Below are 22,502 nucleotides of genomic sequence, written 5' to 3' on the forward strand. Positions count from 1 at the left end.
CAAATCAAATAGCGCGATGAATTACTCGAGGGAAATACCCAGACCGGCGGCCGCCTGAGTGAGCATTTTGCCAGTCTGCTCAAAGCCTCCCACTAAGGCACGCTCGCCTTCCGGTGAGGTGATTGTCTCCCAATGCGCAGCGATGCCTTCGGGCGTCTGCTCCTCCGGCTTCAGCCAGCAGCCTTCGGTCTCTACGATCTTGGCAACGGCAAAGGATCCCGCCCCTGCACAGAGAATCGTGCGGTTTGGGCTATCCTCACTCGCGAGGTAGAGCACTGCCGGGGTGACCGTCTCTGGCGTCAGCAGCTCAAACATTTTCTCCGGCATAAGGCCTTCGGTCATGCGCGTTCCCGCAGTCGGTGCCAGAGCGTTAACACGGATGTTGTACTTCGCACCTTCCTGCACCAGCGTATTCATCATGCCGATGACGCCCAGTTTGGCGGAGCCGTAGTTGGTCTGGCCAAAATTGCCATAGAGACCCGATGAGGAAGTGGTCACCACAACACGACCGTACTCCTGCTCCTTCATGATTTCCCAGCAGGCCCGGGTGCAGTACACCGTGCCCAGGAGATGAACATTCAGTACCAGCTGGAAGTCCTCCATGGAGCCTTTGAGAAAGCTCTTGTCACGCAGAATGCCCGCGTTGTTAACGAGAATATCAACGCGTCCCCACTTCTCCATCGCCGCAGCGACCATGGCTTCCACTTCGGCGTAGTTGGCGACATTGGCACCGTTCGCCATCGCCTCACCACCAGCGGCTTCGATCTCAGCCACAACCGCCAGGGCCGCTTCCGAGGATGATCCTGTGCCGTCTTTGGAACCGCCCAGGTCGTTAACCACCACTTTGGCACCGCGCTTCGCAAGCTCAATAGCGTGGCTGCGTCCCAGTCCCTGACCTGCTCCGGTAACAATAGCTACCCGGTCGTCGTAACGAATCGTCATTTTTCAATACTCCTTTTGTAGGTTTCAGCCGCAAACAATCATGGTGAGTGACTCAGACACCAGGGCAGGGGTCTCAACGCCTTCGATTTCTACGGTCACCGCCGAGGTCAGCAAAAAACGGTTGTCGTCTTTCTGTTCCACCTTGATCAGTTCACTGTGGGCACGAATGCGCTTGCCCGCACGGACGGGATTCAGAAAGCGCACTTTATTCATGCCGTAATTGATACCCATGACGACGTTCTCCGGCATCACGCCTGTGCCTTCGCTGAGTTTTGGCAGCATGGACAGCGACAGGAATCCGTGGGCGATGGTGCCACCGAAAGGCGTTTGCGCAGCCTTTTCCTCGTCGATGTGGATGAACTGATGATCTTCCGTGCAGTCTGCAAAGGCATTAATGCGATCCTGATCCATGGTGGCCCATTCACCCACCGACTTGTTGCCCACCTGATCAGCAAGCTGTTCTTTTGGTACTACGGTAACTCCCATGTACTTTCACCTTTTACTCATTAAGTTGTATTTCAGTGAGCGACGACATCCGCCGCGAAATCTCTCCTGGTCGTGCCTATCAGCCGTCCCGGAAGGTAGCGTTAACGGGTTCCTGGTCTGTGTACTTCTTGAACTCGTTGCGCCCCACCACCATGCGGTGCACCGCATCGGGGCCATCGGCAAGACGCAGCGTGCGCTGCCCCATGTACATGGTCGCCAACGGGGTATCCTGGGACACACCCAGACCGCCAAACATCTGAATCGCCTCGTCGATGACCTTCAAGGTCACGTTGGGCACGGCAGTCTTGATCATGGATATCCAGACCCGCGCTTCCTTGGGGTCGACGTTGTCCATCATCCAGGCTGTTTTTAAGGTCAGCAGCCGCGCCTGCTCAATGTCCATGCGCGCGTTAGCGACGATATCGATGTTGGCACCGAGGCGAGCCAGAGGCTTACCAAAAGCGACTCGGGTCGTCGCCCGCTGACACATGAGCTCCAGCGCCCGCTCGGCAGCACCGAGGGCCCGCATGCAGTGGTGAATACGGCCCGGTCCGAGGCGACCCTGAGAAATCTCGAATCCACGGCCCGGCCCCAGAATGACATTGTCCTTGGGGACGCGGACGCTGTTAAACGCCAGCTGCATGTGCCCGTGGGGGGCATCGTCCATGGAGAACACCTGCATGGGACGGATGATCTCCACCCCCGGCGTGTCCATGGGCACCAGAATTTGCGACTGCTGCTTGTGCTTCGCTGCCTCCGGGTCGGTCTTCACCATAACAATCATGATCTTGCACCGGGGATCGCCAGCGCCGGAAATCCAGTGCTTCTCACCGTTGATAACCCACTCATCGCCTTCCAGCACCGCGCTGGTAGATATGTTGGTGGCGTCCGAGCTGGCTACCCCGGGTTCGGTCATCGCGTAGGCGCTGCGAATCTCACCGTTCAGCAGCGGAGTGAGCCACTGCGCTTTCTGTGCCTCACTGCCGTACTTGGTGAGCACTTCCATATTGCCCGTATCCGGAGCCGCACAGTTAAAGGACTCCGCCGCCAGGTGCGACCGGCCCATCTGTTCGGCCAGATAGGCGTACTCAACGGTGGTGAGTCCGCTGGCCTGCTCTCCCTCCGTGAGAAAGAAGTTCCACAGACCCTGCTCGCGCGCTTTAGCTTTCAGCGTTTCGATAATTTCTGTCTGGCGCTCGGTGAACGCCCACCGATCACCGGTGGCGATCTCTGCGGCGTACTCCTTTTCTACGGGTACCACTTCATCGTCGATGAAGGCTGTAACCCGTGCCAGTAAGGGTGCGACTTTTTCCGATATTCCTAGGTCCATGACCCGATCTCCTTGCGTGCAAGCCCGGCTTGACCGCCGGACAAATAAAATAAAAACCTCAGGCGGCTGCCAGACGTTCGCTCAGCTCAGCCTTGAGTTGTCGTTTGAAAATTTTGCCCGTAGCAATGCGGGGAAGCGACTCATCGTGAAAGCGCACATGCGCGGGGATCTTAAAGCCCGCTATATGCTCCTTTAAAAAGCTCTGAAGCTCTTCTGCACTCAGGGCCTCACCATCGCGGAGCACTACGCTGGCAGCCACAGCCTCACCCAGGCGCTCGTCGGGAACGCCGTATACCGCCGCTTCGAGGATCGCGGGGTGTTGATAAATCCCTGCCTCCACTTCGATACAGCTAATATTCTCACCACCGCGGATAATGATTTCCTTGATGCGATCGACGATAAACAGAAAGCCTTCCTCGTCCATGTATCCCACATCGCCGGTGTGAAACCAGCCATCCCGGAAGGCCTCTGCCGTGGCCTCGGGCTTATTCCAGTACCCCAGACAGTTTGCCGGCGAATGGATGCACACCTCGCCTCGCTCCCCCGCCGGCAGGGGCTGGTCATTTTCATCCAGTATCGCGATATCAGTGACCGCGGGTACTACGCGACCGGCGCTTCCCGGGCGGGCGCGGTAGACAGCCCCGGTGTTGATGGTCCCCAGCGCATTGGTTTCGGTAAGTCCGTAGCCGATACCCGCGGAGGAGTGTTTAAAGGTCTTTGCGAGCTTCTCTACCTGCGCCGGTGGTCGGGCCGCGCCACCACCGTAAATCTCGGCCAGCGATGACACATCGCGGTCGGACTCTGCCGCCGCGGCCTGGAGCTCTGCGGACATGGTAGGCACGCCGGTAAACCAGGTGATACGCTCCTCTTCGATGATGCGCAGCGCTTCCTGCACATCCCACTTATGCATGATCACCAGCTTCCGGCCGACGATGAGGGACAGCAAAAACGCGGTGTGGCTGCCGGTGCAGTGAAACAGCGGAATAGTGAGCAGACCCGAGGGAGGGAACTTCGCCGGCTCGGTTTTACCCGCCGCCTGCTTGTCTGAGGTACCCAGGAGCATCCAGCTATAAAGTGCCGAGAGCATCCCCCGATGGGACGACAGCGCGCCCTTGGGATGCCCGGTGGAACCCGAGGTGTACATGATAGTGGCGTAGTCGTCCGGCGCGACCTCGATGGCCGGCATCTCGGCGCCCCGATGAGCGCTGACCAGATCCCGAAAATTCGCGAACTCCAGATCCAATCCATCGCAATCATCAACGGCGATAAGCTTGAGCTGCAGTTCGCTCTGCAGCGGCAGCAGACGCTCAAGGCGCTGACGATCTGCAATAACCACCTTGGCACCACTGTCCTTCAAGCCGTAGTCCAGCTCTTCGGTGGTCCACCAGGCGTTCATGGGTACCGCGACCGCACCGATGGACAGCGCCGCAATAAAACCCAGCATCCACTGGGGATTGTTGCGACTGAGGATGGCCACACGGTCACCGGGCTGCACCCCGAAATCATCAACAAGCGATCGCGCCAGCGCAGAGGCCTGGGCGTAGCTCTCCCCGAAGGTGAGACGCTCGTCCCGGTACACCGCGAACTCCTTGTCCGCGTGATTCAGCATGAAGCGGAAGTAATCGCCCATGTTCTTCGGTGCCGTGGCGAAGCTTCGGTACTCGGAACCGTCTATGGTGACGGTCTCCAGGGCAAAGGGAGCGCCATCCTCGGTCAGGCTGGCGGCCACGGCGTCGATTTTCTGCAGTTCTTCACTCATCGTTTTTATAGTGTCCTGTGCTTGCGGGCTTCATAAGCTCCTCAGTATCCACCGATACGGGCAAAGCGATCCAGGTGATAGTAGTAGTCCCCCATAAGATGCTCCAGCACCCTCGCACGCTTGAGATACAGACCAATATCATACTCGTCGGTCATCCCCACACCGCCATGCATCTGGACCCCTTCGTTGCTCGCCAGTCTCGCCACTTCGCTAAGCTTGGCCTTGGCCGCACTGGCGTAGCGCGACAGGCCCGCATCATCGCTATCTATAGCCTGCAAAGCCTTGAGCACGATAGAGCGGGCCAGCTCCAGTTCCGCGAATAAATGTGCAGCGCGATGCTGCAGCCCCTGAAAAGAGCCGATCACCTGACCAAACTGCTTGCGCTCCCGGATGTAATCCATGGTCCGCTCAAAGGCCTCGAGGGATAAGCCCAGCAACTCGGCAGAAAACCCGATGGCAGCGATATCCAGGGTGCGCTCAAGCGCCGGCCAGGCGTCACCTTCGGCGCCCATAAGCGCATCCGCGGGAACCTGCACGCCGTTTAAGGTCAGCGTGCCGCACTGACGGCTGTCGACCATTTCGCAGGGTGTAATACTCAATCCTGCCGCATCCGACGGCACCAGAAACGCACTCAACCCCGCGCTGTCACCGGCAACACCACCGCTGCGGGCGATGACCACAAAGGCGTCGGCACTGATGGCGTCCAGCACCATGCGCTTTTCGCCGGATATCACGAAAGCTTCACCATCGCGCGTTGCTGATGCGGTGACACCCGCAGGGTCAAAGGCACCGGACTCCTGCAACGCCAGGGAGACCTGCTTCTCGCCGGCCGCAATCGCCGCGAGCCAGTTGGTTTTTTGCGCTTCGGTGCCCAGGCAGTTAATCGCGGTTGCGCCCACGAGGACGCTCGCTTCCAGGGGCGACGCGCTGAGATGCCGGCCGGCCTGCTCGAGCACCACGCCCAGGCCGGTGTAACCGTAGCCAAGGCCGCCATAGGCTTCGGGAATGGCAATGCCTGCCCAGCCCATATCCACCATCTCTTTCCACACGGCAGGATCAAAGCTCAGCTCATCGCCGGAATCCCTGAGTTTTCGCAATTGCGCTACCGACGCTTTACTCGCTAAAAAGCCCGCTGCGGACTCCTTGAGCATCTGTTGTTCTTCGTTCAGTACTAAGGTCATGACAACAATTCCTCAGGCGTCGGGTAGCCCAAGCACGCGCTTGGCTACAATGTTGAGTTGGACTTCGGAGGTACCGCCCTCGATGGAGTTACCCTTGGAGCGTAAAAAACTGCGTACGGTTTCGCCCTCGTTATATTGCTCACCAGCCCAGCCCAGGGCCGCTTCGCCGCCCACCGCAAGATTCAACTCGTTACGTCGCTTGTTCAGCTCAGTACCGTAATATTTGAAAATCGACGAGGCGGGCCCCAGCCCCTGCCCGGCCTTTACTTCGTCGCCAACGCGCTCCATGGTCGCGCCGAAGACCATAGTATCCAGCTGATGCTGGGCAATGTCCTGACGGAGGATGCCATTGCGGAGCCGGCCCTCGGCGTCAGATCCCAGCTGCTCCACCGCTGTCTTGCCCAGGGATTTTCCGCCGGAGGTGCCAAAGCCGGAAATCATTTCCCGCTCATGGGTAAGAAGGTACTTGGCGATGGTCCAGCCCTGCCCGGCCTCGCCCACCAGATTGCGCTTTTCCGCCCGGGCATCATCAAAGAAAGTTTCACAGAAGGGGGAGGAGCCGCTAATGAGACGAATGGGCTTTACTGTGACCCCCGGCTGATCCATATCGAAGAGCATGAAGCTGATGCCTTCGTGCTTGCTACCGCTGTTGTCCGTGCGCACGAGGCAAAAGATCCAGTCCGCCTTGTCGGCGTAGGATGTCCATACTTTCTGCCCGTTAATGAGGTAGTGATCTCCCTGATCGTCGGCGCGGGTCTGCAAACTGGCGAGATCTGATCCCGCTCCGGGCTCTGAGTAACCCTGGCACCAGCGGATCTCGCCACGGCAAATAGGTGGCAGGTGCTCCCGCTTCTGATCTTCACTGCCAAACTTAAGCAGCGCGGGTCCCAGCATCGATATGCCGAAGGAGTCCAAGGGACGACGGGCGCCGATACGCGTCATCTCTTCCTTTAACACTTTGACTTCCTCCGCTGACAGCCCGCCGCCGCCGTATTCCTTCGGCCAATGGGGGACCGTCCAGCCACGCTCAGCCATGCGTTCGCACCAAAGAGGCTGCTCGGGAACATCGATTTCAGGCTTACGCCCGCCATTGTAGATATCGTCAAAGCCGCTGACGGGCTGGCGCATGGAGTCGGGACAATTAGCATCAAGCCACTCCCGGGTTTCATGACGAAAGGTATCAATCTCGGTCAAAGCAAAAGCCTCCTGAGGACTGCAAATTCGATTGTGACTGGCGCGGGTAAACAAGGCCGATGGTGCGAAAAACAGATTTTGAACATACAGTATGTTTTACTGTCTCTCAAGTATTCTTTGTCCTGAAGAAAAGGCGCCGGGGCTCCGGCGCCTCTCTTAACAGCCGACTGTCGTGTTAGCGAACGACCAGTTCGACGCGGCGATTGCGCTCTCGACCGTCGCGGCTGTCATTGCTGGCAACCGGGTCAGCTTCACCGCGACCGGCGGCACGCAACTGATCCGCATCAACACCTTGAGACACCAGGTAATCCACTGCCGCCTGGGCACGACGCTTGGATAGTCCCAGGTTGTACTCCTCGGGACCCGATGTATCCGTGTAGCCGACCACATCCATCTTCACGCTGCTTGAGGACTTGATGACGGCTACTGCCGCATCCAGGGCTGAGCGGGACTGCGCATCCAGAGCCGCACTGTCAAAGGCAAAATTCAGGCGATCCACCGTAAGAACAACTTCGTCCTTCACGGGGCATCCCGTTGCATCGACCTTCACGCCAGCAGGCGTATTCGCGCACTGATCCTTGTAGTCCGCAACGCCGTCGCCATCGCTGTCGAGGGCGCAGCCGTCCATGTCGACTTCAGCTCCTGCGGGGGTATTCGGGCAGCGATCCTTATCATCCATGACACCATCGCCATCGCTGTCCACCGGTGCGGCAGCAACCGCTACGGGTGCAGGCTCCTCAAGATTACAGATCACAGCGCCCACTCCGGCACCTACTGCCACGCCGCCTACCGCACCGGCTCCGCCAGCAGCTGCGCCTACCGCGCCACCCACGGCACTGCTGCCTACGATGCAGACCTCATAATCTCGCTCTTCGACGCTGGAGCAGGCCGTTAACGTTGCGGCAATCAGAAGCACAAAAAGCCGTACTGAAAATTTCATGGTGATGTCCTTTCTTTACTCTTTTATCGACACAGATGTGGCGGGAGTCATTGGCGTTCGATCACAACCCTTAGGCCCCGGAGAGTACACCATTTGCACGACGGGTCACATCTTCTTGGGGTGACAGGAGCAGCGCTTTATCGCGGCAGCGAATGCATCGATGCTAGTATTTTCTCCCCGTCATTTACCCTCGGAGTTGCACATGTATCAAAGCCTCGAAATAGAGCGTCAGGGCAGCATCGCGCGACTGTGGCTGAACCGGCCGGAAAAGCTCAACCCCCTGTCGCTACTGACACTGCAGGAACTCGTCGCGGCGGCTGCCGAGCTGAACGAAGACAGCTCCCTGAAGGTCGTTATCGTCGGCGGCCGGGGTCGCTGTTTTTCTGCAGGTGCCGACCTTGGGGGCTTTCCCCGGCCCGGCGAAGCAGGTGCGAGGGATGCCGCTGACGCGGGGCGCCGCATGGCAGATGCCCTGGAGGGCATTAATGCGGTGACCATCGCACGTATTCAGGGATGGTGCGTGGGCGGGGGACTGGTGCTGGCAGCCGCCTGCGACCTGCGAGTTGCAAGCCTCGATGCGCGCTTCTCCATACCGGAGATTGATCTGGGCATCCCGCTGGCCTGGGGCGGCATTCCGAGGCTTGTCAGGGAGATTGGGCCCGCGCTAACCAAGGAGCTGGTGATGACCTGTCGACCCTTTGACGCAGCGGAGGCCCGGTCGGCCGGATTTCTTAACAGCACCGCGGAACCCGGGGAACTGGACAAAACCGTGGATGATCTCGCTGCTGCGATCGACAGTCGTCCGGCGTTTCCGCTACGGGCGACGAAGCGCCATGTGGATGCGGTGACGGCCAATCAGATCGGCCTGGCGCGCTCCTGGTCTGACGCCGACAGTTTGCTGGCGGGGCTCATGGACCCGGAGTGCCAAGCCGCGCGGGAACGCTATATAGAGGAACGGCAAAAAACCTGAGACAGTTATCGACCGCCCACCAATTCGCGGTCCAGCATCACCTCAAGGCGAAACACAATGCCCAGCACGCCCTTGCGTTTCTCTTCATAGAGATCTCGACGCCAATTGTAACTGGGCTCTATTTCGTAGAATAAAAACTGCCGAAAAAACTGTTTTCGGTACAGAAATCCCAGACGGTAGCTGGTCTCATATTTTTCAGGCTGGTCACGCCCACTCACCGTCGCAAAGTATTCGACAGCACTGGGGTACTTCTCATGGTCATCCAGCCAGCGCCGGTAGGTGATACCCGTATTGTAGTCCCAAAATTCTCTCTCTTCCCGATAGCGCACCCGTCCCGACCAGCGTATGAGGCTTTTATCATCTAAAACGCGGCTTGCCTCAAAACCCGTCAGCGACCGGTAACCATCATCCGTGTGATACTGGAATCGCTGGGTAAACCGTGCCCAGCTGTTATCGGTCAGGGGCTGCTGATAGCGAAAGCGCACGCCGGGCAGCAGCGCCGGCCCGGAGCGCACCGAAAGGGTCCCATCCAGTCGAGTACGCTTGTTATCCCGAAAGTTAAAACGTACGCCCACGTCGTTTTCCTGGGAGCGCTCTTCCTCGGTAAGTGTCTGCTCCGACTCCTCCCCGGAAAAAACCAGATCAATGCGCTCGGAAATTTTGGGAAGATCTACCTGGCCCCGCAGGCGGACCTTCAGATCGTGCCCATCGCGCTGGTCCCAGTCATCCAGAAAGATGGCGCGTAAAAAAGAGTCTGCTCGCTCGGCGTCGCGCACGGGAGCACCAAAAAAGTCGTCCATCCACTGGACCAGGTCCTGGGCTCGGTTGGTGGCGTACTCGTGGCTTTTGTCGATCCAGTGCGAATCCACCGTTTCGTCGTTCCCTTGAGCAACAGTTTCAGCATGGCTGTTGTCTACTTCCCCGGCAATCTGCGCGGCCGCTCTGGGTACACCCTGACCCAGAGTAAGCAAGGAAACGCACAAGGTAACGCTGAAAAATTTAAACAATCGCAACATGAGCTCTGGTTTAGCACATGAGGCGAGGCTAAGCAGCATCGACGTAAAAATCGCACAATGTAGCAGTGGAGTCCTGAAGCGCTCTGAGTGCATCAGCGCTGGTCTTCGAGCACCGCCCCCGCTGCCAGTCGCCCCGACATCGCCGACATAGGGACCCCGGCACCGGGGTGCACAGAACCGCCCGCAAGATAAAGCCCTTTGACCCGGCTGCGCGCACCGGGCCTTGCAAAACTTGCCATAGACCCGTGGTTCGCGCGCCCGTAAAGCGCCCCCCCACTCCCCGGAAAGCGCTCATCAAAGGCGCGGGGATCCGTGGTCACGCAGGACGACTCCTCAAACTCAAGTTCGCAGCCGCATTCCCGCAGTAGCGCCAAGGCCTTGTCGCGATACTGAGCAAGGTTACGTGCATCCCGCAGGCGCCGGTCACCGTCTGCGGGTGCATTGATCAATAGCAACAGACGCTCGGGACCATCAGGCACCTTCCCCGCCCCCCGATCCTGCGCGCAGACATACACCGTGGGGTAATCGGTGATGCCACCATTGCCAAAAATAGCGGCAAATTCTGCAGGATAATCCTCGGCAAAAAATACCGTGTGGTAGTGAAGGTTCAAACCCGACACTTTGGCTACCATGCAAAAGGTAATCGCCGACAAGGCACGCTGCCGGGGCATCACGGGTTTTACGGCGCGCGTTGCCGCAGCGCCCAGCAGGCCGGTACCTATGGCCGAGATGTCGCCGTTATAGACAATCTGATCGGCCCGCAACTCCCTGTTCTGCTCTGTAACCACCCCCACGGCACGATCGGCTTCCATGATGATCTGGCAAACACCCTCATCAAAGGAAAACTCGACGCCGAGATCCAAGCCCAGGTCCCGCAGCGCGGCGGCCACCGCGCGCATGCCACCATCCACCAGCCACACGCCCTCCTGCTCCACATGGGCAATGAGCATTAAGGTTGCCGGAGCCTTCAATGGAGAAGACCCCACATAGGTCGCATAGCGACCAAACAGCTGTCTCAGGCGAGGGTCTCTGAAGTGATCCCCCAGTGAAGACCACAGGGATGAGAACGGCGCGGTGCGCCACATGGCATCCAAATTGTTGAAGCCCACCCGTCTGACTAACTCCAGCATCCCCGGGCGGGACGAGGCAATGAACGGTTCGCGCAAGGTTTCATAGATGTCTGCGCTTCGCGCGCAAAACGCCCGGTAGCCCAAGGCATTTTCTCTACCAGCGAATTCCTGTATCGCCTGCTCGGAACGCTCCGTGCTTGCATACAAATCGAGCACAGCACCCTGTCGCCAGGCATGGCGCGCCAGCACGTCGGCTTTTTCCAGACGCAGGTGGGCTTCGAGCGCCGACCCCGCAGTTTCAAAGAGCTGATCAAAAATCCAGCGCATGGTGAATACCGTGGGCCCCGCATCGACACCTACGCCATTCACCGGCAACTGGCGCATCTTGCCGCCGGGTTCTGCTGCTCGCTCCAGCACCGTCACTTGCTGTCCGGCAGCGGCCAGTTCAATGGCCGCGGCCAGCCCTCCGACACCCGCGCCAATCACCAGTATATGCGGCGCACTCAAACCGCGGCCCTCGCTCGGAACTTCAAAGTAACGGCCCTTTGGTGATAGATGATCAAGGTGAGACCGGTGATAAGAGGCACGGACCAGAGTGCGGGAGTAAGCGCGATTTCCGGCAGCATACGCACGGCGCCAAAGGCAAAAAATGCGGTGTATACCGAGATACCCGCCCCCACCAGCGACTTGATATGTTCCTTGATGCGATCGAGGGGTCGAGGATTGGGCTTATAAAGAAACCACAGATTCGTGGCTACGGTGGCAAATCCCACCATGGAAATGGCAACCATCAACAGCTGGTTTAGCTGCCACCCCTGCCAGGCGCAGTTGATTGACGCTACGGTGAGCAGCAGCTGCGAAAAAAGGTTATGCCATGCGCGGTTGGCGAGATGGTCCCGGCGATTTTGAATGCACAGCCATCCATGCCAGGCGAGATTAATGGTCAGGGTAGCCAGGTAAAGCATCATCCAGCCGAAGATACCGGCAATCAGCGCCGGATCACCAAATTGCGGATGATCCACCAATTGCGGATGGGTCGCGATTGGATCTGACAGGGTAGTGAGGGCAATGCAGATAGCAACGCTGCCGGTGATCAGCATCATCATGGTAAACAGCTTGCCAAAGCGCGCGTGATTAATACCTCCCTTACGACCCGCAACGGGCACCCAGAAACTGACGAGGCCCGTGGCGCCAGTGACGATATGGATCGCCACTAAAACCTCAAAGAGCGTATGGGTCGACATCATATCGACAGGCCCTGATACTGAATCGCTAATCCCATCAACGCCCCAAGCGATCTATGAGTCAAGACACGCACTATATTCCTCCCAAGCCCCATTCCCTCGCTGCGCTGCCGGCGTTGATGCGCGTGCTGTGGAATGGCGACGGCAATCTGCTGGATCTTCTCCCCGCAGCGGCTTACCGCTTTCCCGTGGGTAATCTGGGGTATTCGCGACGATCCACGGTACTGTTTAACGATCCGGCGTTGGTGCGCCACATTATGCGCGACCCCGACGGCATCTTTCCCAAGAGCGACCTCATGGTCAACGCCCTGGAGCACCTTATTGGGGACTCGATCTTTGTCACCGACGGCGAAAAGTGGCGCCGGCAGCGGACCATGATTGATCCCGCGTTTTCGCATATGCGCATCAGCCACGCCTTTGCGGCCATGCAGGCTGCCGTCAATGACTACGTGGGAACACTGGAAGCCAGCGCCAACAGCGGCGAACCCCTCTCCCTGGATATGGCCATGAGTCAGCTCACCGCGGACATCATCTGCCGCACGGTGTTCTCCATCTCTCTGGATTCCCAGGTGGCCTACGATGTCTTTGAGGACTTTACGGTTTTTGAACGCTCCGTTGCGCAGGTGGACATCAAGCGATTGATCTTTGAACCCGCCTGGACAAAAGCACCCCAGCCCCAGGTCGTGCTGGACGCCTGCACGCGTATTCGCGGTCACCTTGCGACGCTCATCGACACCCATCTCGCCCCCGATGCGGACTTTAATGATATCGCCAGTGCCGTGATCGCAGCACGGGACAGCGACAGCGGAGAACCCTTCACCCGGGATGAGCTTATCGACCAGCTGGGGGTGTTTTTCCTGGCGGGGCACGAGACCACTGCGAGTGTGCTGACCTGGCTGTTTTTTATCTGCGCGCAACAACCGGCGCTCGTTGCAAGAATGCGTGAGGAGATCGATCGCGTAGCGGGTGATGGCGCCAATAACGGTGAAATCACCTTTGAACACATGCGTCAGCTGCCGCTGCTCAAAGCGGTCTTCCGCGAGGCGCTGCGTCTTTATCCACCCATCACGTTTATGCCGCGGGTTGCCATGGAGGACACCACCGTAGGTCCGCGAAAACTGCCCAAGGGCGCGCTGGTGATGATTTCGCCCTGGACCCTTCATCGCAACGGGGACTACTGGGAAGACCCGCATGCTTTTAAGCCCGAACGCTTTCTGCAGGAGAACGAAAGCACGCTCACCGATGGCGCCTACATACCCTTCGGCCAGGGGCCGCACACCTGCGTCGGCGCGGGCTTCGCCCAGACCGAAAGTCTGCTGATCATCGCTGAACTGCTCCGGCGCTTTGATTTTGAGGCGCTGAATCCCGGTCGGGTGCGTCCCGCTGCACGTCTCACCACGCGGCCCCGAGAGCAGATCTTCTGTCGCGTGAGCCGACGGGCTCAGACCTGACTCTCTCATGACCGTCACGATCAGTTGCTCTCACCAAACCACGCTATATCCCGCTGAGTCGCTTCACCCAGGGAAATGCTGCTGGTCATCGCCGGCCACAAAATCTCCCAGGACATGGGTGTCATGAGAAAAAACGGCAGGGGGTCATGTCCCGCCCAGATCACATCCCGTGCTGCGAGCATCTCTTTGAAGCGTCGGATGAACTCCCGGGGTTTAAAGATCACGGCATAGGTTTCTGTCAGCGTGGAGTACGCCCACTGAAAGCGCGTGCCCGTTGATAGCTTGATGGACGAGGCCGACTCTGGATCGAGCAAGGCCTCGCCCAGGGAGGCGCTGTCAAAAAAGTGCACGCCGCTGGTCGCCCTGGGGTTGCATTCGATGGCACGGGCCACCCCGTCACCTGCGACGATAAAGTCAAAAGCCAAGAACCCGCTGTAATCGCTGTCAGCGAGGAAATCACTCACCCACTGCTGCGCGGAAACTGCATCGTCCACCCGCTCAAAACAGATAGCCACGGTGCCAGCAAACACCCGACCACGGTAAAACACCGTCGCGACCTCCCGACCCCGGCTCACCACCGACAGGGAACTGATCAGATCTCCGTCAAGGTGTGTCTGCACCAGCCCCTCTGCGCTGTCTGACGCAAGCGCATCACCCGCCTTGGCAAACCGCAAACCGATACCGGAGCAGCTGTGCACGGGTTTTTCGACGTAGTCACTACGCAGGGCAAGGGCTCTGGCCTCGGACTCGTCGGCAGTGTAGGTCTCGGGCACCGGCAGTCCTTTGCGGGCCGCCAGGGCAATAAAGTCCCGCTTGTGGTGCAGCTCGGCCAACTGCGCCAGAGGGGCAGCCCAGAGCTTCACACCTGCAGGAAGCTGCGCACGGAGCTTCGCCACGTGCAGGGCTTCTTCAGAAATGGGGATCACAAGATCTACAGACTCACGATCGATGATATCCAGCAGGTCAGCGAAATATTGCGACAGCGAATCATTCGGCGCGGTAACCCGAAAGGATCGGTCCACGTCCCGCGAGGGCTTACAAACATGCCATCGGAAGGGGTCCGCAACCAACACCCGGCACCCCGCCGCGCGACATGCTCTCACCACGGCAAGGGCTTTGGGCAAGCGCCCGAGGGTCAGCAAAACGGTCTTCATGGGTGGTTATCGGTCGGCATTGGGGTAATTTCAAGCTTACGCCCGAAGATGTCAATTTTGTTAGACCAATACCCGGAACTCACATCAGAGCAAAGCACCACGTGGGGGATGAATCGCGTAAAATCCGGATTTTTTTCGGTAACAAATTATGAGTGACAAACTCGAAAATCCCGATCGAGCGCTCCTCCAGCAATGGCTGGAAGAAGCCCGGGTGGAGTACAGCGATTGCGGAGACTGCAAGGGTCTCCATCTGGCAGCCCTAAAAGGCATTGAGGGTGTTATCGACAGCCGTTTGTTTTTGGAGCGCTACGGGCTGCTGCTCACCACCGAACTGGAAATCCGTCCCATGGCGCTGCTGCCGCTGGCGGCGGATCTCGGCCGCGTCAATATGGATTACCCCATCCTGAAGATCTTTCTTGATGTGGTTGATGATGCCACGCCGCAGCTGGTTATTGCCGGGATTCTGCCCACCCAGGCGGGACTGACCCTTGAGCAGACTGCACAGTTTCTGTCGAGCTGCATGGATGCCACGCGACAGCTCGCGGCAGAATGCCTGCAGCTGGACTACCTCTTTGCCGAGGGGGCGCACCGCGGCCTGGCAAACAAAAAATCGCTGCACTAGAAAACCTCCATACCCTTGCCATCAGCAGCAGCGTCATCGGCGTGTTTGTATTGCTGGGAGGAACGCTGGGGTGGATCGTCCAACATTTTGGTAACGACTGGGTACTCGTCGTGCTCCTGGGAATGACGCTGGCGGGATCAGTGCTGAGCTTGCGACTCAAGCCTGCATGACTCCCCCGGTGACTAACATCGTTATACTATCTGCGCTGCGTACGCTTTAGAAACGTCAGCTACTCATTCAAATAATAGTATTGAGAGATCATCATGCGTCTTTTGCCTTCTATAACTTCGCTACATTCGGCTTCGTATCCAATGGGAACACCACGCTGCAATCGCCTGCCTTTCCTAAGCGCGGCTCTTGCCACCATGCTGTTAATCATCAGCGGCTGTGAGTCTGATCCTCAGGACGCGGTAGCTGAAGCTCCCCTCAGCGATAAGCCTGCGGATGTAAGTTGGCCCATGCACGGGCTCAACCCATCGGAAACACGCTTCAGTCCTCTGGAGCAGATCAACGAAGACAATGTGGAAGACCTGGGTCTCGCGTGGTATTTCGATTATCCGGCGGCGCGCGGCAAAGAGGCGACCCCCATAGTCGTGGATGGAAAAATCTACACCAGCGGGTCCTGGAGCCATGTGTTTGCCCACGATGCGCTTACTGGCGAGATGCTCTGGTTCTACGACCCCAAGGTTCCCAAAGACTGGGCAGTTCACCTCTGCTGCGATGTGGTCAACCGGGGTGTGGCGCTGCATGACGGCAATATTTATTTCGGCACCCTGGATGGTCGCCTCATCAGTCTGAATAGTGAAGACGGCAGCAAACGCTGGGAAGTACAGACCACTGATCGCAACAAACCCTACTCCATCACCGGTGCACCGCGCATCGTCAAGGACAAAGTCATCATCGGCAACGGGGGAGCTGAGTTGGGCGTGCGCGGCTATGTCAGCGCCTATAACCTGAAAGACGGCGAGCTCGCCTGGCGTTTTTATACCGTCCCGGGTAATCCCGAGGACGGCTTCGAAAATGCAGCAATGGAAAGAGCCGCAGAAACCTGGGGCGGGGGCGAATGGTGGAAGATCGGGGGCGGTGGCACCGTCTGGGATTCCATGGCTTACGACCCGGAACTGAATCTCCTGTACGTGGGCGTCGGCAACGGCGCGCCCTGGAATCGCCAATTGCGCAGCCCCGACGGCGGAGACAATCTGTATCTGTCGTCGATTCTTGCACTGAACCCGGATGATGGAAGTTACGTCTGGCACTATCAGACCACCCCCGGGGACTCCTGGGATTACACCGCCACCCAGCACATGATTCTGGCTACGCTGAACATCGCGGGCACCCCGCGCGATGTGATCATGCAGGCACCGAAAAACGGTTTCTTTTACGTGCTGGATCGTAAAACGGGAGAATTACTGTCCGCTGACGCCTATGCGGCCGTGACCTGGGCAACCCATGTGGATCTGGAATCCGGTCGTCCCCAGGAAACTGAAAACGCCCGATACACCGACGGTCCCACGGGGCTGAGTCTGCCGGGACCTATCGGCGGCCACAATTGGCACCCCATGAGCTACAACCCTCAGCACGGACTGGTGTATATCCCACGGCAGGACGCCGGCTGGGTCTACAAGACCGATGAAAATTTTGAATACAAACACGGGTACTGGAATACGGGCACCGACTCGGTGCCCGCAGCACTGCCCGATGATCCGGCAGTCAAAGAGGCGGTGCTCAAAACTGTGCGAGGACTGATCGTTGCCTGGGACCCAGTAGCGAAAAAGCCACGTTGGGAAATCGAGCATGAAGGTCCCTGGAACGGAGGCATCTTGTCAACGGCGGGTAATCTCATGCTGCAGGGTAACGCCCGGGGCGAGCTGGTGGTGTACCGCGCCAATGACGGTGAACGCCTGTGGAGCTTCGATGCGCAAACCGGCATCGTTGCACCGCCGGTGACCTATCGCATCGACGGAGAACAGTACATTGCCGTTGTCGCTGGATGGGGCGGGTCGTTAGCGCTGGTGGGCGGTGAGGCACTAAAAGGCGGCATATCGCCCAATCGAAGCCGACTGCTGGTGTTTAAACTCGGCGCGGATGCCCAGCTACCGCCTGCGATCGATGAGCCTTTGATCATTGATCCACCGCCCATGACCGCAAGCGCGGACAGCGTTGAGCGCGGCAAAGCTCTGTATCTGGGGTACTGCGTTTTCTGTCATGGAGATGGCGCGGTCAGCGGCGGCCCCATACCGGATCTACGCGCACTCACCGCCGAGACACACGAGCAGTTCCTGGCTATCGTATTGGGGGGATTGCACTGGGACAAAGGGATGGTGGGCTTCGGTAATGAGCTGACAAACGAGGACGCTGAGGACATTCGCGCCTTCCTCATCGAAAGAGCGCATCATGCTCTCTCCGAGCAACAGGCCGCCGCTGAAGACTAGCCCGGCCCTGAAAGTTGTAGAGACACTTGCACAAAAAAGGGCGCCCGCGGGCGCCCTTTTCACTGACTTAATGCCTATCAGCTGGCTGCAGAGTAAGCGCTGCACCACCCCGTAGCCTTCACCTGCTTACCCGCAAACAGCGGGCAGCCGCCCCACGCACTGTCACCCCCCTGATACAAGGCGCAGTTGGAGCATTGCTGACCAGCAGCGTAGCGCGCATTTGTTACGGTAGTCCCGTCGTGCTTATATCCCAGACCTGCTGCCTGTGGGCTGCTCTCATCAAGCTTTGCCATGGCATCGCTGGCGATGGTAGCGCTCTCGCTGGCAGCAGACTCCATACCCTCTTTGGCTTCATCGACCATAGTCTCGGCTGAGTCAGCGGCCTCGTCCATGGCTTCTTCCACTGCATCGCCCGCCTCGTCCATGGCGCCTTCGGCGTCATCCATCGCGCCCTCAGCCTTGTCCATAGCCGACTCAGCCATCTCCCCGGCATCTTTCGCAATGTCCTTCATTGCAGGCTCAACCTTGTCCATAGTCGAGGCCGCGGGAGCGGCACTGTCATCGCTGCCACAGGCTTGCAAACCGAGGATAGGCAGAGCCATCGCGGTCATGCCCATCATTTCCAGAACTTTGCGACGACCGGGCAAAACCCCATCAGTACTGGATTGGTGCTGATTGTCTTTATCGTGCTTTGTCATGGTGAATGCTCCCTCTTATAAAAATTTTGTCACTTCGCTGCGCTATTACAGGCTTAGCTTCGTGTCACACTAACACTACTTGAAATATACGCTAAAGCTTTTGCACAAAGATAGGAAAGCCACGCCAGGCCGAAACAGGAAGCATCCCTGCGAAAGCCGCAAGCAGCCTCATGGACCATGACTCTATTATGCCCCTGAATACAGCCGCGCTTGCCCTTCCCATCTGTGACCTCATCGATGATATTCGAGATCACCTGCTAGGGGAGAAAAATCTCGTTCTGGAAGCGCCCACCGGAGCGGGAAAAACAACCGTCGTGCCTTTGGCGCTCCTGGACGAACCATGGCTGGATGATCGCAAAATCGTCATGCTCCAGCCCCGGCGCCTAGCCGCAAAAAACGCCGCCCTGCGCATGGCTTCGCTCATGGGCGAAGAGGCAGGTGAGACCGTTGGCTACCGGATGCGTCTCGACAGCAAGACCAGCAGAGCTACACGCATTGAGGTCGTTACCGAGGGCATACTGCTGCGAATGCTCAAAGACGATCCTTCCCTAACGGATGTAGGGCTTGTCATCTTTGACGAGTTCCATGAGCGCTCGCTGGATGCTGACCTGGGTCTGACTCTTGCGCTCAACGCTAGGGATACCTTTGAGCGGCCGGTGCCCCTTCGCATCATGCTCATGTCCGCCACCTTGGGAACCGCGGCGCTGGAGGCCTTTCTCGATTGCACGGCGGTGAAGAGCCAGGGCAAATTGTTTCCCGTGGAAGAGCGCTACGGGCAGAGCAGCAAGCCGCGGGAGCGCATCGTTGACCGGGTGAGCGTAGCCATTAGAAAAGCGCTCGCGGCCCATCCTGATAGCAGCCTACTGGTGTTTCTCCCCGGGCGGGGTGAAATCCACCGCACCATGGAACAACTGGACACCCCGCCAGGCGTCGACCTCAGGCCCCTGTACGGTGACCTGAGTCTTGCAGAGCAGCAGGCGGCTATTGCGCCTTGCCGGGAGGGCCGTCGCAAAGTCGTGCTCGCTACTAACATTGCGGAAACCAGCCTGACCATTGATGGTGTCGATGTGGTCATTGACTCGGGCCTGGAGCGAAAACCCCGCTTTGACCCCCAATCAGGCATGAGTCGCCTGACGACGGTCAAAATCTCCCGGGCTTCCAGTGTGCAACGTAAGGGACGGGCGGGGAGGTTGAGACCGGGCACCTGTTACCGGCTTTGGTCCGAGTCGCAACAGCAACAGCTGAACGCGCAGGACGAGCCGGAGATCCAGAGCGCAGACCTCTCCTCGCTGGCGCTGCAGCTGTTTGCCTTTGGTGTTTACGACCCTAAGGAACTTGCATGGCTTACAGCGCCTCCCTCGGGCGCCTATCAGCAGGCGATTGACCTGCTGTTGGGACTCGCTGCGCTGAAAAAAACCGACGCAGGATTGCGACTCACCCCTCACGGTAATGCCATGGCCGGGATTTCGGCCCACCCGCGAATGGCACATATGCTGCTGACAGGTAACTCCGTGGGTGCGCGGGAAACAGCCGCGCACCTTGCCGCTGTGCTATCGGACCGGGACCCGCTCAGCCGTGACTCGGCGGACATGCGAACACGGCTGGAATATCTCAATGGCGAAGTCTCCTGCCCCGGGACCCTTCGCGGATGGGAGAAACGCACCCTGAAACTGGCGCGGCAACTCTTGCAACAGCTACCCGAACAGACTTCCGATGGCGAGAACAAACCCAGTTACGAGCAATTACCCGGATTGCTGCTGGCCTGTGCATACCCGGACCGCATTGCCCGCCAGCGCCACTCCGGAGGTTACCAACTGGCAAATGGGCGCAGCTGCCAGCTCCCGTCGCCCAATGCGCTCGGTAAATTCAAGTGGCTGGCCGTGGCGGAGATAGGCGGTATCGCAGGTCGAAAAGGCGACATTATTCGCTCCGCCGCACCGCTTGACCCGGCATTGTTCGAAACTCTGTTAAAACCCCAGCTGTCTGAATCGACGGTGGTGGACTGGGACAGCAAAAGCGGACGCTTTATTGCGGAACGTCGCACCACCGTCGGCGCTCTCTCGCTGCATAAAGTGAAGCTTGACACAGTGTCGGACGAGGCACGGACAAAAAAGCTTATGGAGCTTACCCGGGATGCCGGCCTGGCGAACCTCAGCTGGTCCTTACGCTGCGATGAACTTCGAAGCAAGGTAGGTCTCATGGCTCGACTGGAATCGGGCTGGCCGACGTTGGCATCCGAGGAGCTCATGGAAACCCTTGAGCACTGGCTCGCGCCCTATCTGCTTACTGTCAAGAACCTCTCGGACCTGAAAAAGCTGGACCTGCACGCGCCGCTAGAGTCCCTGCTCTCCTGGGACCAGCAGCAGCGCCTCAAGTCAGAGCTCCCCGAGCGCTTTGAAGTACCCTCAGGATCAAAGGTGAAAATCGACTATCGGGAAGACCCTCCCACCTTGCCGGTAAAACTTCAGGAAATGTTCGGCTGTAAAGACACACCAAGCGTCGCAGGTGGCCGAGTGCCGCTGGTGGTTCACCTTCTGTCACCCGCGGGACGTCCCCTGCAGGTCACCCAGGACCTCCCCAGCTTCTGGAGCAACAGCTACGATTCGGTAAAAAAAGAGATGCGGGGACGTTACCCCAAGCACCCCTGGCCCGACGATCCCTTGAGTGCGGCACCAACCCGGTTCACCAAACATCGAAGAAAATCCTGATGCCATCGATACTCGCAAACAGTGGGACCACACCGTAGGCTTCTCCCCTGATCCGAAGAGGCTCAAACCTTCATGAAGTCCACGCTGAAGAAAAAATCCTTGCCCGTCGTCATCGGACTGGCGCTGCTCACCTGGCTCTGGAACAAGTATGGCACCGGCGCCCTGCCGACGATGCCGCAAACATCACTCGCGAACAGCGACCGGGTGTTGGAGGCCGCCTTTGAAAACCGTCAGAGCGATCTTCAGGTGCAGGGCAGTGGCACGGTAATTCATGTGCTGCCCGATGACACCAAAGGCAGCCAACACCAGCGGTTTCTTTTGGAGCTGGATACGGGGCTGACGCTACTGGTTGCCCATAACATCGATCTGGCGCCACGCATACCCAAGCTGCAGAAAGGTGACCGGATTGGTTTTAACGGTGAGTACGAGTGGACCGAAAAGGGGGGCGTCATGCATTGGACGCATCACGACCCCCGGGGAAGGCACGAGGACGGCTGGCTGGAGAGGGGCGGCAAACGTTTTGAGTGAGCTGCGGTCTAGCTTTCAAAGGAGGCCAGCGCTGCGTGGGCTATGGACTCCCCCCACTCCTGCACGAAATGCCCTCCCCCTTCAACGATCATCGCAGGCGGACACCCTTTGATCATCGAACGCAGATTTTCCATGACCGCTGGGCCAAGCACCGGATCCGCATCCCCCACCGCCATAAAGCTTTTGCCTAACCACTCCTCGGACCAGAAATGCGCCGCTTTTCGGCTGACGTCGACGCCCTCCATCTCCGGCGCCACGGGGACCAGTGCGGGAAACACCTGCGCGCCGGCTTTGTACTCAGGACCAGGAAAGGGCGCGTCGTAAGCGGCTATCTCGGCTTCCGTGAGATGCGGCGTTCCGCGGGCAATCAGTTCCCCGATGGGTAGATCGGGCGTGGACAGCGCGTAGTTCTTCCAGGCAAGAAAGCCCTCGCTGGGAGACTTGCCGATGCCTAAACCGGTATTCATCACCAGCAATCGCGACAATCGGGGTTTAAAGCTCTCTTCCACCGGCAAAGTCAGTCCCAGAAGACCGCCCCAGTCCTGAACAACAAGGGTGACGTTGCGCAGGTTCAGGCGCTCCACCAGCGCAAGAAGATAGTCCCGATGAAAGTGAAAGCTATAGTCTGATTGCTCTGCGGGCTTATCGGAACGCCCAAAGCCCAGAAGGTCCGGCGCGATCACCCGCGCCCCGGAGGCCAGGAACACCGGCATCATGCGTCGATACAGGAATGACCAACTGGGCTCACCGTGCAGGCACAGGAACACCTCCTCAGCG

At 58.7% G+C, this 22,502-nt stretch carries 20 protein-coding genes; 7 read left to right on the forward strand and 13 right to left on the reverse strand.

Annotated features, from left to right (window positions below; genetic code table 11):
• Positions 1-21: 21 nt before the first annotated feature.
• The 7 genes from ACTG3T_RS03170 to ACTG3T_RS03200 form a co-directional block, all read right to left on the reverse strand.
• Positions 22-942, reverse strand: coding sequence for an SDR family NAD(P)-dependent oxidoreductase (locus ACTG3T_RS03170; protein ID WP_439100818.1), 921 nt, complete (start codon positions 940-942; stop codon positions 22-24).
• A gap of 24 nt (positions 943-966) precedes the next feature.
• Positions 967-1,428: a MaoC family dehydratase gene (locus tag ACTG3T_RS03175; protein ID WP_439100819.1), complete on the reverse strand. Its 462-nt coding sequence runs from the start codon at positions 1,426-1,428 to the stop codon at positions 967-969.
• A 79-nt stretch (positions 1,429-1,507) separates the two neighbouring features.
• Positions 1,508-2,758, reverse strand: a complete 1,251-nt coding sequence (locus ACTG3T_RS03180) for an acyl-CoA dehydrogenase family protein (protein WP_439100820.1) — start codon at positions 2,756-2,758, stop codon at positions 1,508-1,510.
• A gap of 58 nt (positions 2,759-2,816) precedes the next feature.
• Complete coding sequence (locus ACTG3T_RS03185) at positions 2,817-4,517, reverse strand: class I adenylate-forming enzyme family protein (RefSeq protein ID WP_439100821.1); 1,701 nt, start codon at positions 4,515-4,517, stop codon at positions 2,817-2,819.
• A gap of 41 nt (positions 4,518-4,558) precedes the next feature.
• Positions 4,559-5,698, reverse strand: coding sequence for an acyl-CoA dehydrogenase family protein (locus tag ACTG3T_RS03190; protein ID WP_439100822.1), 1,140 nt, complete (start codon positions 5,696-5,698; stop codon positions 4,559-4,561).
• Positions 5,699-5,710: 12 nt separating this feature from the next.
• Positions 5,711-6,892, reverse strand: a complete 1,182-nt coding sequence (locus ACTG3T_RS03195; protein WP_439100823.1) for an acyl-CoA dehydrogenase family protein — start codon at positions 6,890-6,892, stop codon at positions 5,711-5,713.
• Positions 6,893-7,067: 175 nt separating this feature from the next.
• A complete protein-coding gene (locus tag ACTG3T_RS03200) occupies positions 7,068-7,832 on the reverse strand; it encodes an OmpA family protein (RefSeq protein ID WP_439100824.1) in 765 nt (254 codons plus the stop codon).
• Positions 7,833-8,034: 202 nt separating this feature from the next.
• Between ACTG3T_RS03200 and ACTG3T_RS03205 the strand changes: the two genes are divergently transcribed.
• Positions 8,035-8,802, forward strand: coding sequence for an enoyl-CoA hydratase/isomerase family protein (locus tag ACTG3T_RS03205; protein ID WP_439100825.1), 768 nt, complete (start codon positions 8,035-8,037; stop codon positions 8,800-8,802).
• Positions 8,803-8,807: 5 nt separating this feature from the next.
• Here the strand turns inward: ACTG3T_RS03205 and ACTG3T_RS03210 are convergent, their stop codons facing one another.
• From ACTG3T_RS03210 to ACTG3T_RS03220, 3 genes are all read right to left on the reverse strand, one after another.
• Positions 8,808-9,809, reverse strand: coding sequence for a hypothetical protein (locus tag ACTG3T_RS03210; RefSeq protein ID WP_439100826.1), 1,002 nt, complete (start codon positions 9,807-9,809; stop codon positions 8,808-8,810).
• A gap of 101 nt (positions 9,810-9,910) precedes the next feature.
• Positions 9,911-11,395, reverse strand: coding sequence for a 1-hydroxycarotenoid 3,4-desaturase CrtD (gene crtD / locus ACTG3T_RS03215; RefSeq protein WP_439100827.1), 1,485 nt, complete (start codon positions 11,393-11,395; stop codon positions 9,911-9,913).
• On the reverse strand, positions 11,392-12,135 hold the full coding sequence (locus ACTG3T_RS03220; RefSeq protein WP_439100828.1) for a hypothetical protein: 744 nt from the start codon (positions 12,133-12,135) through the stop codon (positions 11,392-11,394). Before ACTG3T_RS03220 ends, crtD begins: the two co-directional genes overlap by 4 nt.
• Positions 12,136-12,188: 53 nt before the next feature.
• Between ACTG3T_RS03220 and ACTG3T_RS03225 the strand changes: the two genes are divergently transcribed.
• A complete protein-coding gene (locus ACTG3T_RS03225; protein ID WP_439100829.1) occupies positions 12,189-13,583 on the forward strand; it encodes a cytochrome P450 in 1,395 nt (464 codons plus the stop codon).
• Positions 13,584-13,603: 20 nt separating this feature from the next.
• On the opposite strand, the gene ACTG3T_RS03230 is transcribed toward ACTG3T_RS03225, so the two are convergent.
• Positions 13,604-14,737, reverse strand: coding sequence for an ATP-grasp domain-containing protein (locus ACTG3T_RS03230; protein ID WP_439100830.1), 1,134 nt, complete (start codon positions 14,735-14,737; stop codon positions 13,604-13,606).
• A gap of 148 nt (positions 14,738-14,885) precedes the next feature.
• Here ACTG3T_RS03230 and ACTG3T_RS03235 point away from each other — a divergent pair, with 148 nt between their 5' ends.
• The 3 genes from ACTG3T_RS03235 to ACTG3T_RS03245 all read left to right on the forward strand — a co-directional run bounded on the left by ACTG3T_RS03235 (position 14,886) and on the right by ACTG3T_RS03245 (position 17,791).
• Positions 14,886-15,359: a YbjN domain-containing protein gene (locus ACTG3T_RS03235; RefSeq protein WP_439100831.1), complete on the forward strand. Its 474-nt coding sequence runs from the start codon at positions 14,886-14,888 to the stop codon at positions 15,357-15,359.
• Between the two features lie 41 nt (positions 15,360-15,400).
• Positions 15,401-15,529 (forward strand): hypothetical protein, encoded by a 129-nt coding sequence (locus tag ACTG3T_RS03240; RefSeq protein WP_439100832.1) that lies wholly within the window; start codon positions 15,401-15,403, stop codon positions 15,527-15,529.
• Between the two features lie 141 nt (positions 15,530-15,670).
• Positions 15,671-17,791 (forward strand): PQQ-dependent dehydrogenase, methanol/ethanol family, encoded by a 2,121-nt coding sequence (locus tag ACTG3T_RS03245; RefSeq protein WP_439100833.1) that lies wholly within the window; start codon positions 15,671-15,673, stop codon positions 17,789-17,791.
• A 77-nt stretch (positions 17,792-17,868) separates the two neighbouring features.
• Here ACTG3T_RS03245 and ACTG3T_RS03250 read toward each other — a convergent pair whose 3' ends face one another.
• Positions 17,869-18,489: a high-potential iron-sulfur protein gene (locus ACTG3T_RS03250; RefSeq protein WP_439100834.1), complete on the reverse strand. Its 621-nt coding sequence runs from the start codon at positions 18,487-18,489 to the stop codon at positions 17,869-17,871.
• Positions 18,490-18,677: 188 nt separating this feature from the next.
• Between ACTG3T_RS03250 and hrpB the strand changes: the two genes are divergently transcribed.
• Both hrpB and ACTG3T_RS03260 read left to right on the forward strand, forming a co-directional pair.
• The gene (gene hrpB / locus ACTG3T_RS03255; protein ID WP_439100835.1) at positions 18,678-21,197 is read left to right on the forward strand and encodes an ATP-dependent helicase HrpB; all 2,520 of its coding nucleotides are present in this window, start codon (positions 18,678-18,680) and stop codon (positions 21,195-21,197) included.
• A 72-nt stretch (positions 21,198-21,269) separates the two neighbouring features.
• Positions 21,270-21,725 (forward strand): DUF3465 domain-containing protein, encoded by a 456-nt coding sequence (locus tag ACTG3T_RS03260; protein WP_439100836.1) that lies wholly within the window; start codon positions 21,270-21,272, stop codon positions 21,723-21,725.
• Between the two features lie 8 nt (positions 21,726-21,733).
• On the opposite strand, the gene ACTG3T_RS03265 is transcribed toward ACTG3T_RS03260, so the two are convergent.
• The coding region (locus ACTG3T_RS03265) for a haloalkane dehalogenase (protein ID WP_439100837.1) at positions 21,734-22,502 on the reverse strand (769 nt) is incomplete at its 5' end.

This window comes from Congregibacter sp. (genome assembly GCF_965660375.1).
GTDB lineage: Bacteria > Pseudomonadota > Gammaproteobacteria > Pseudomonadales > Halieaceae > Congregibacter.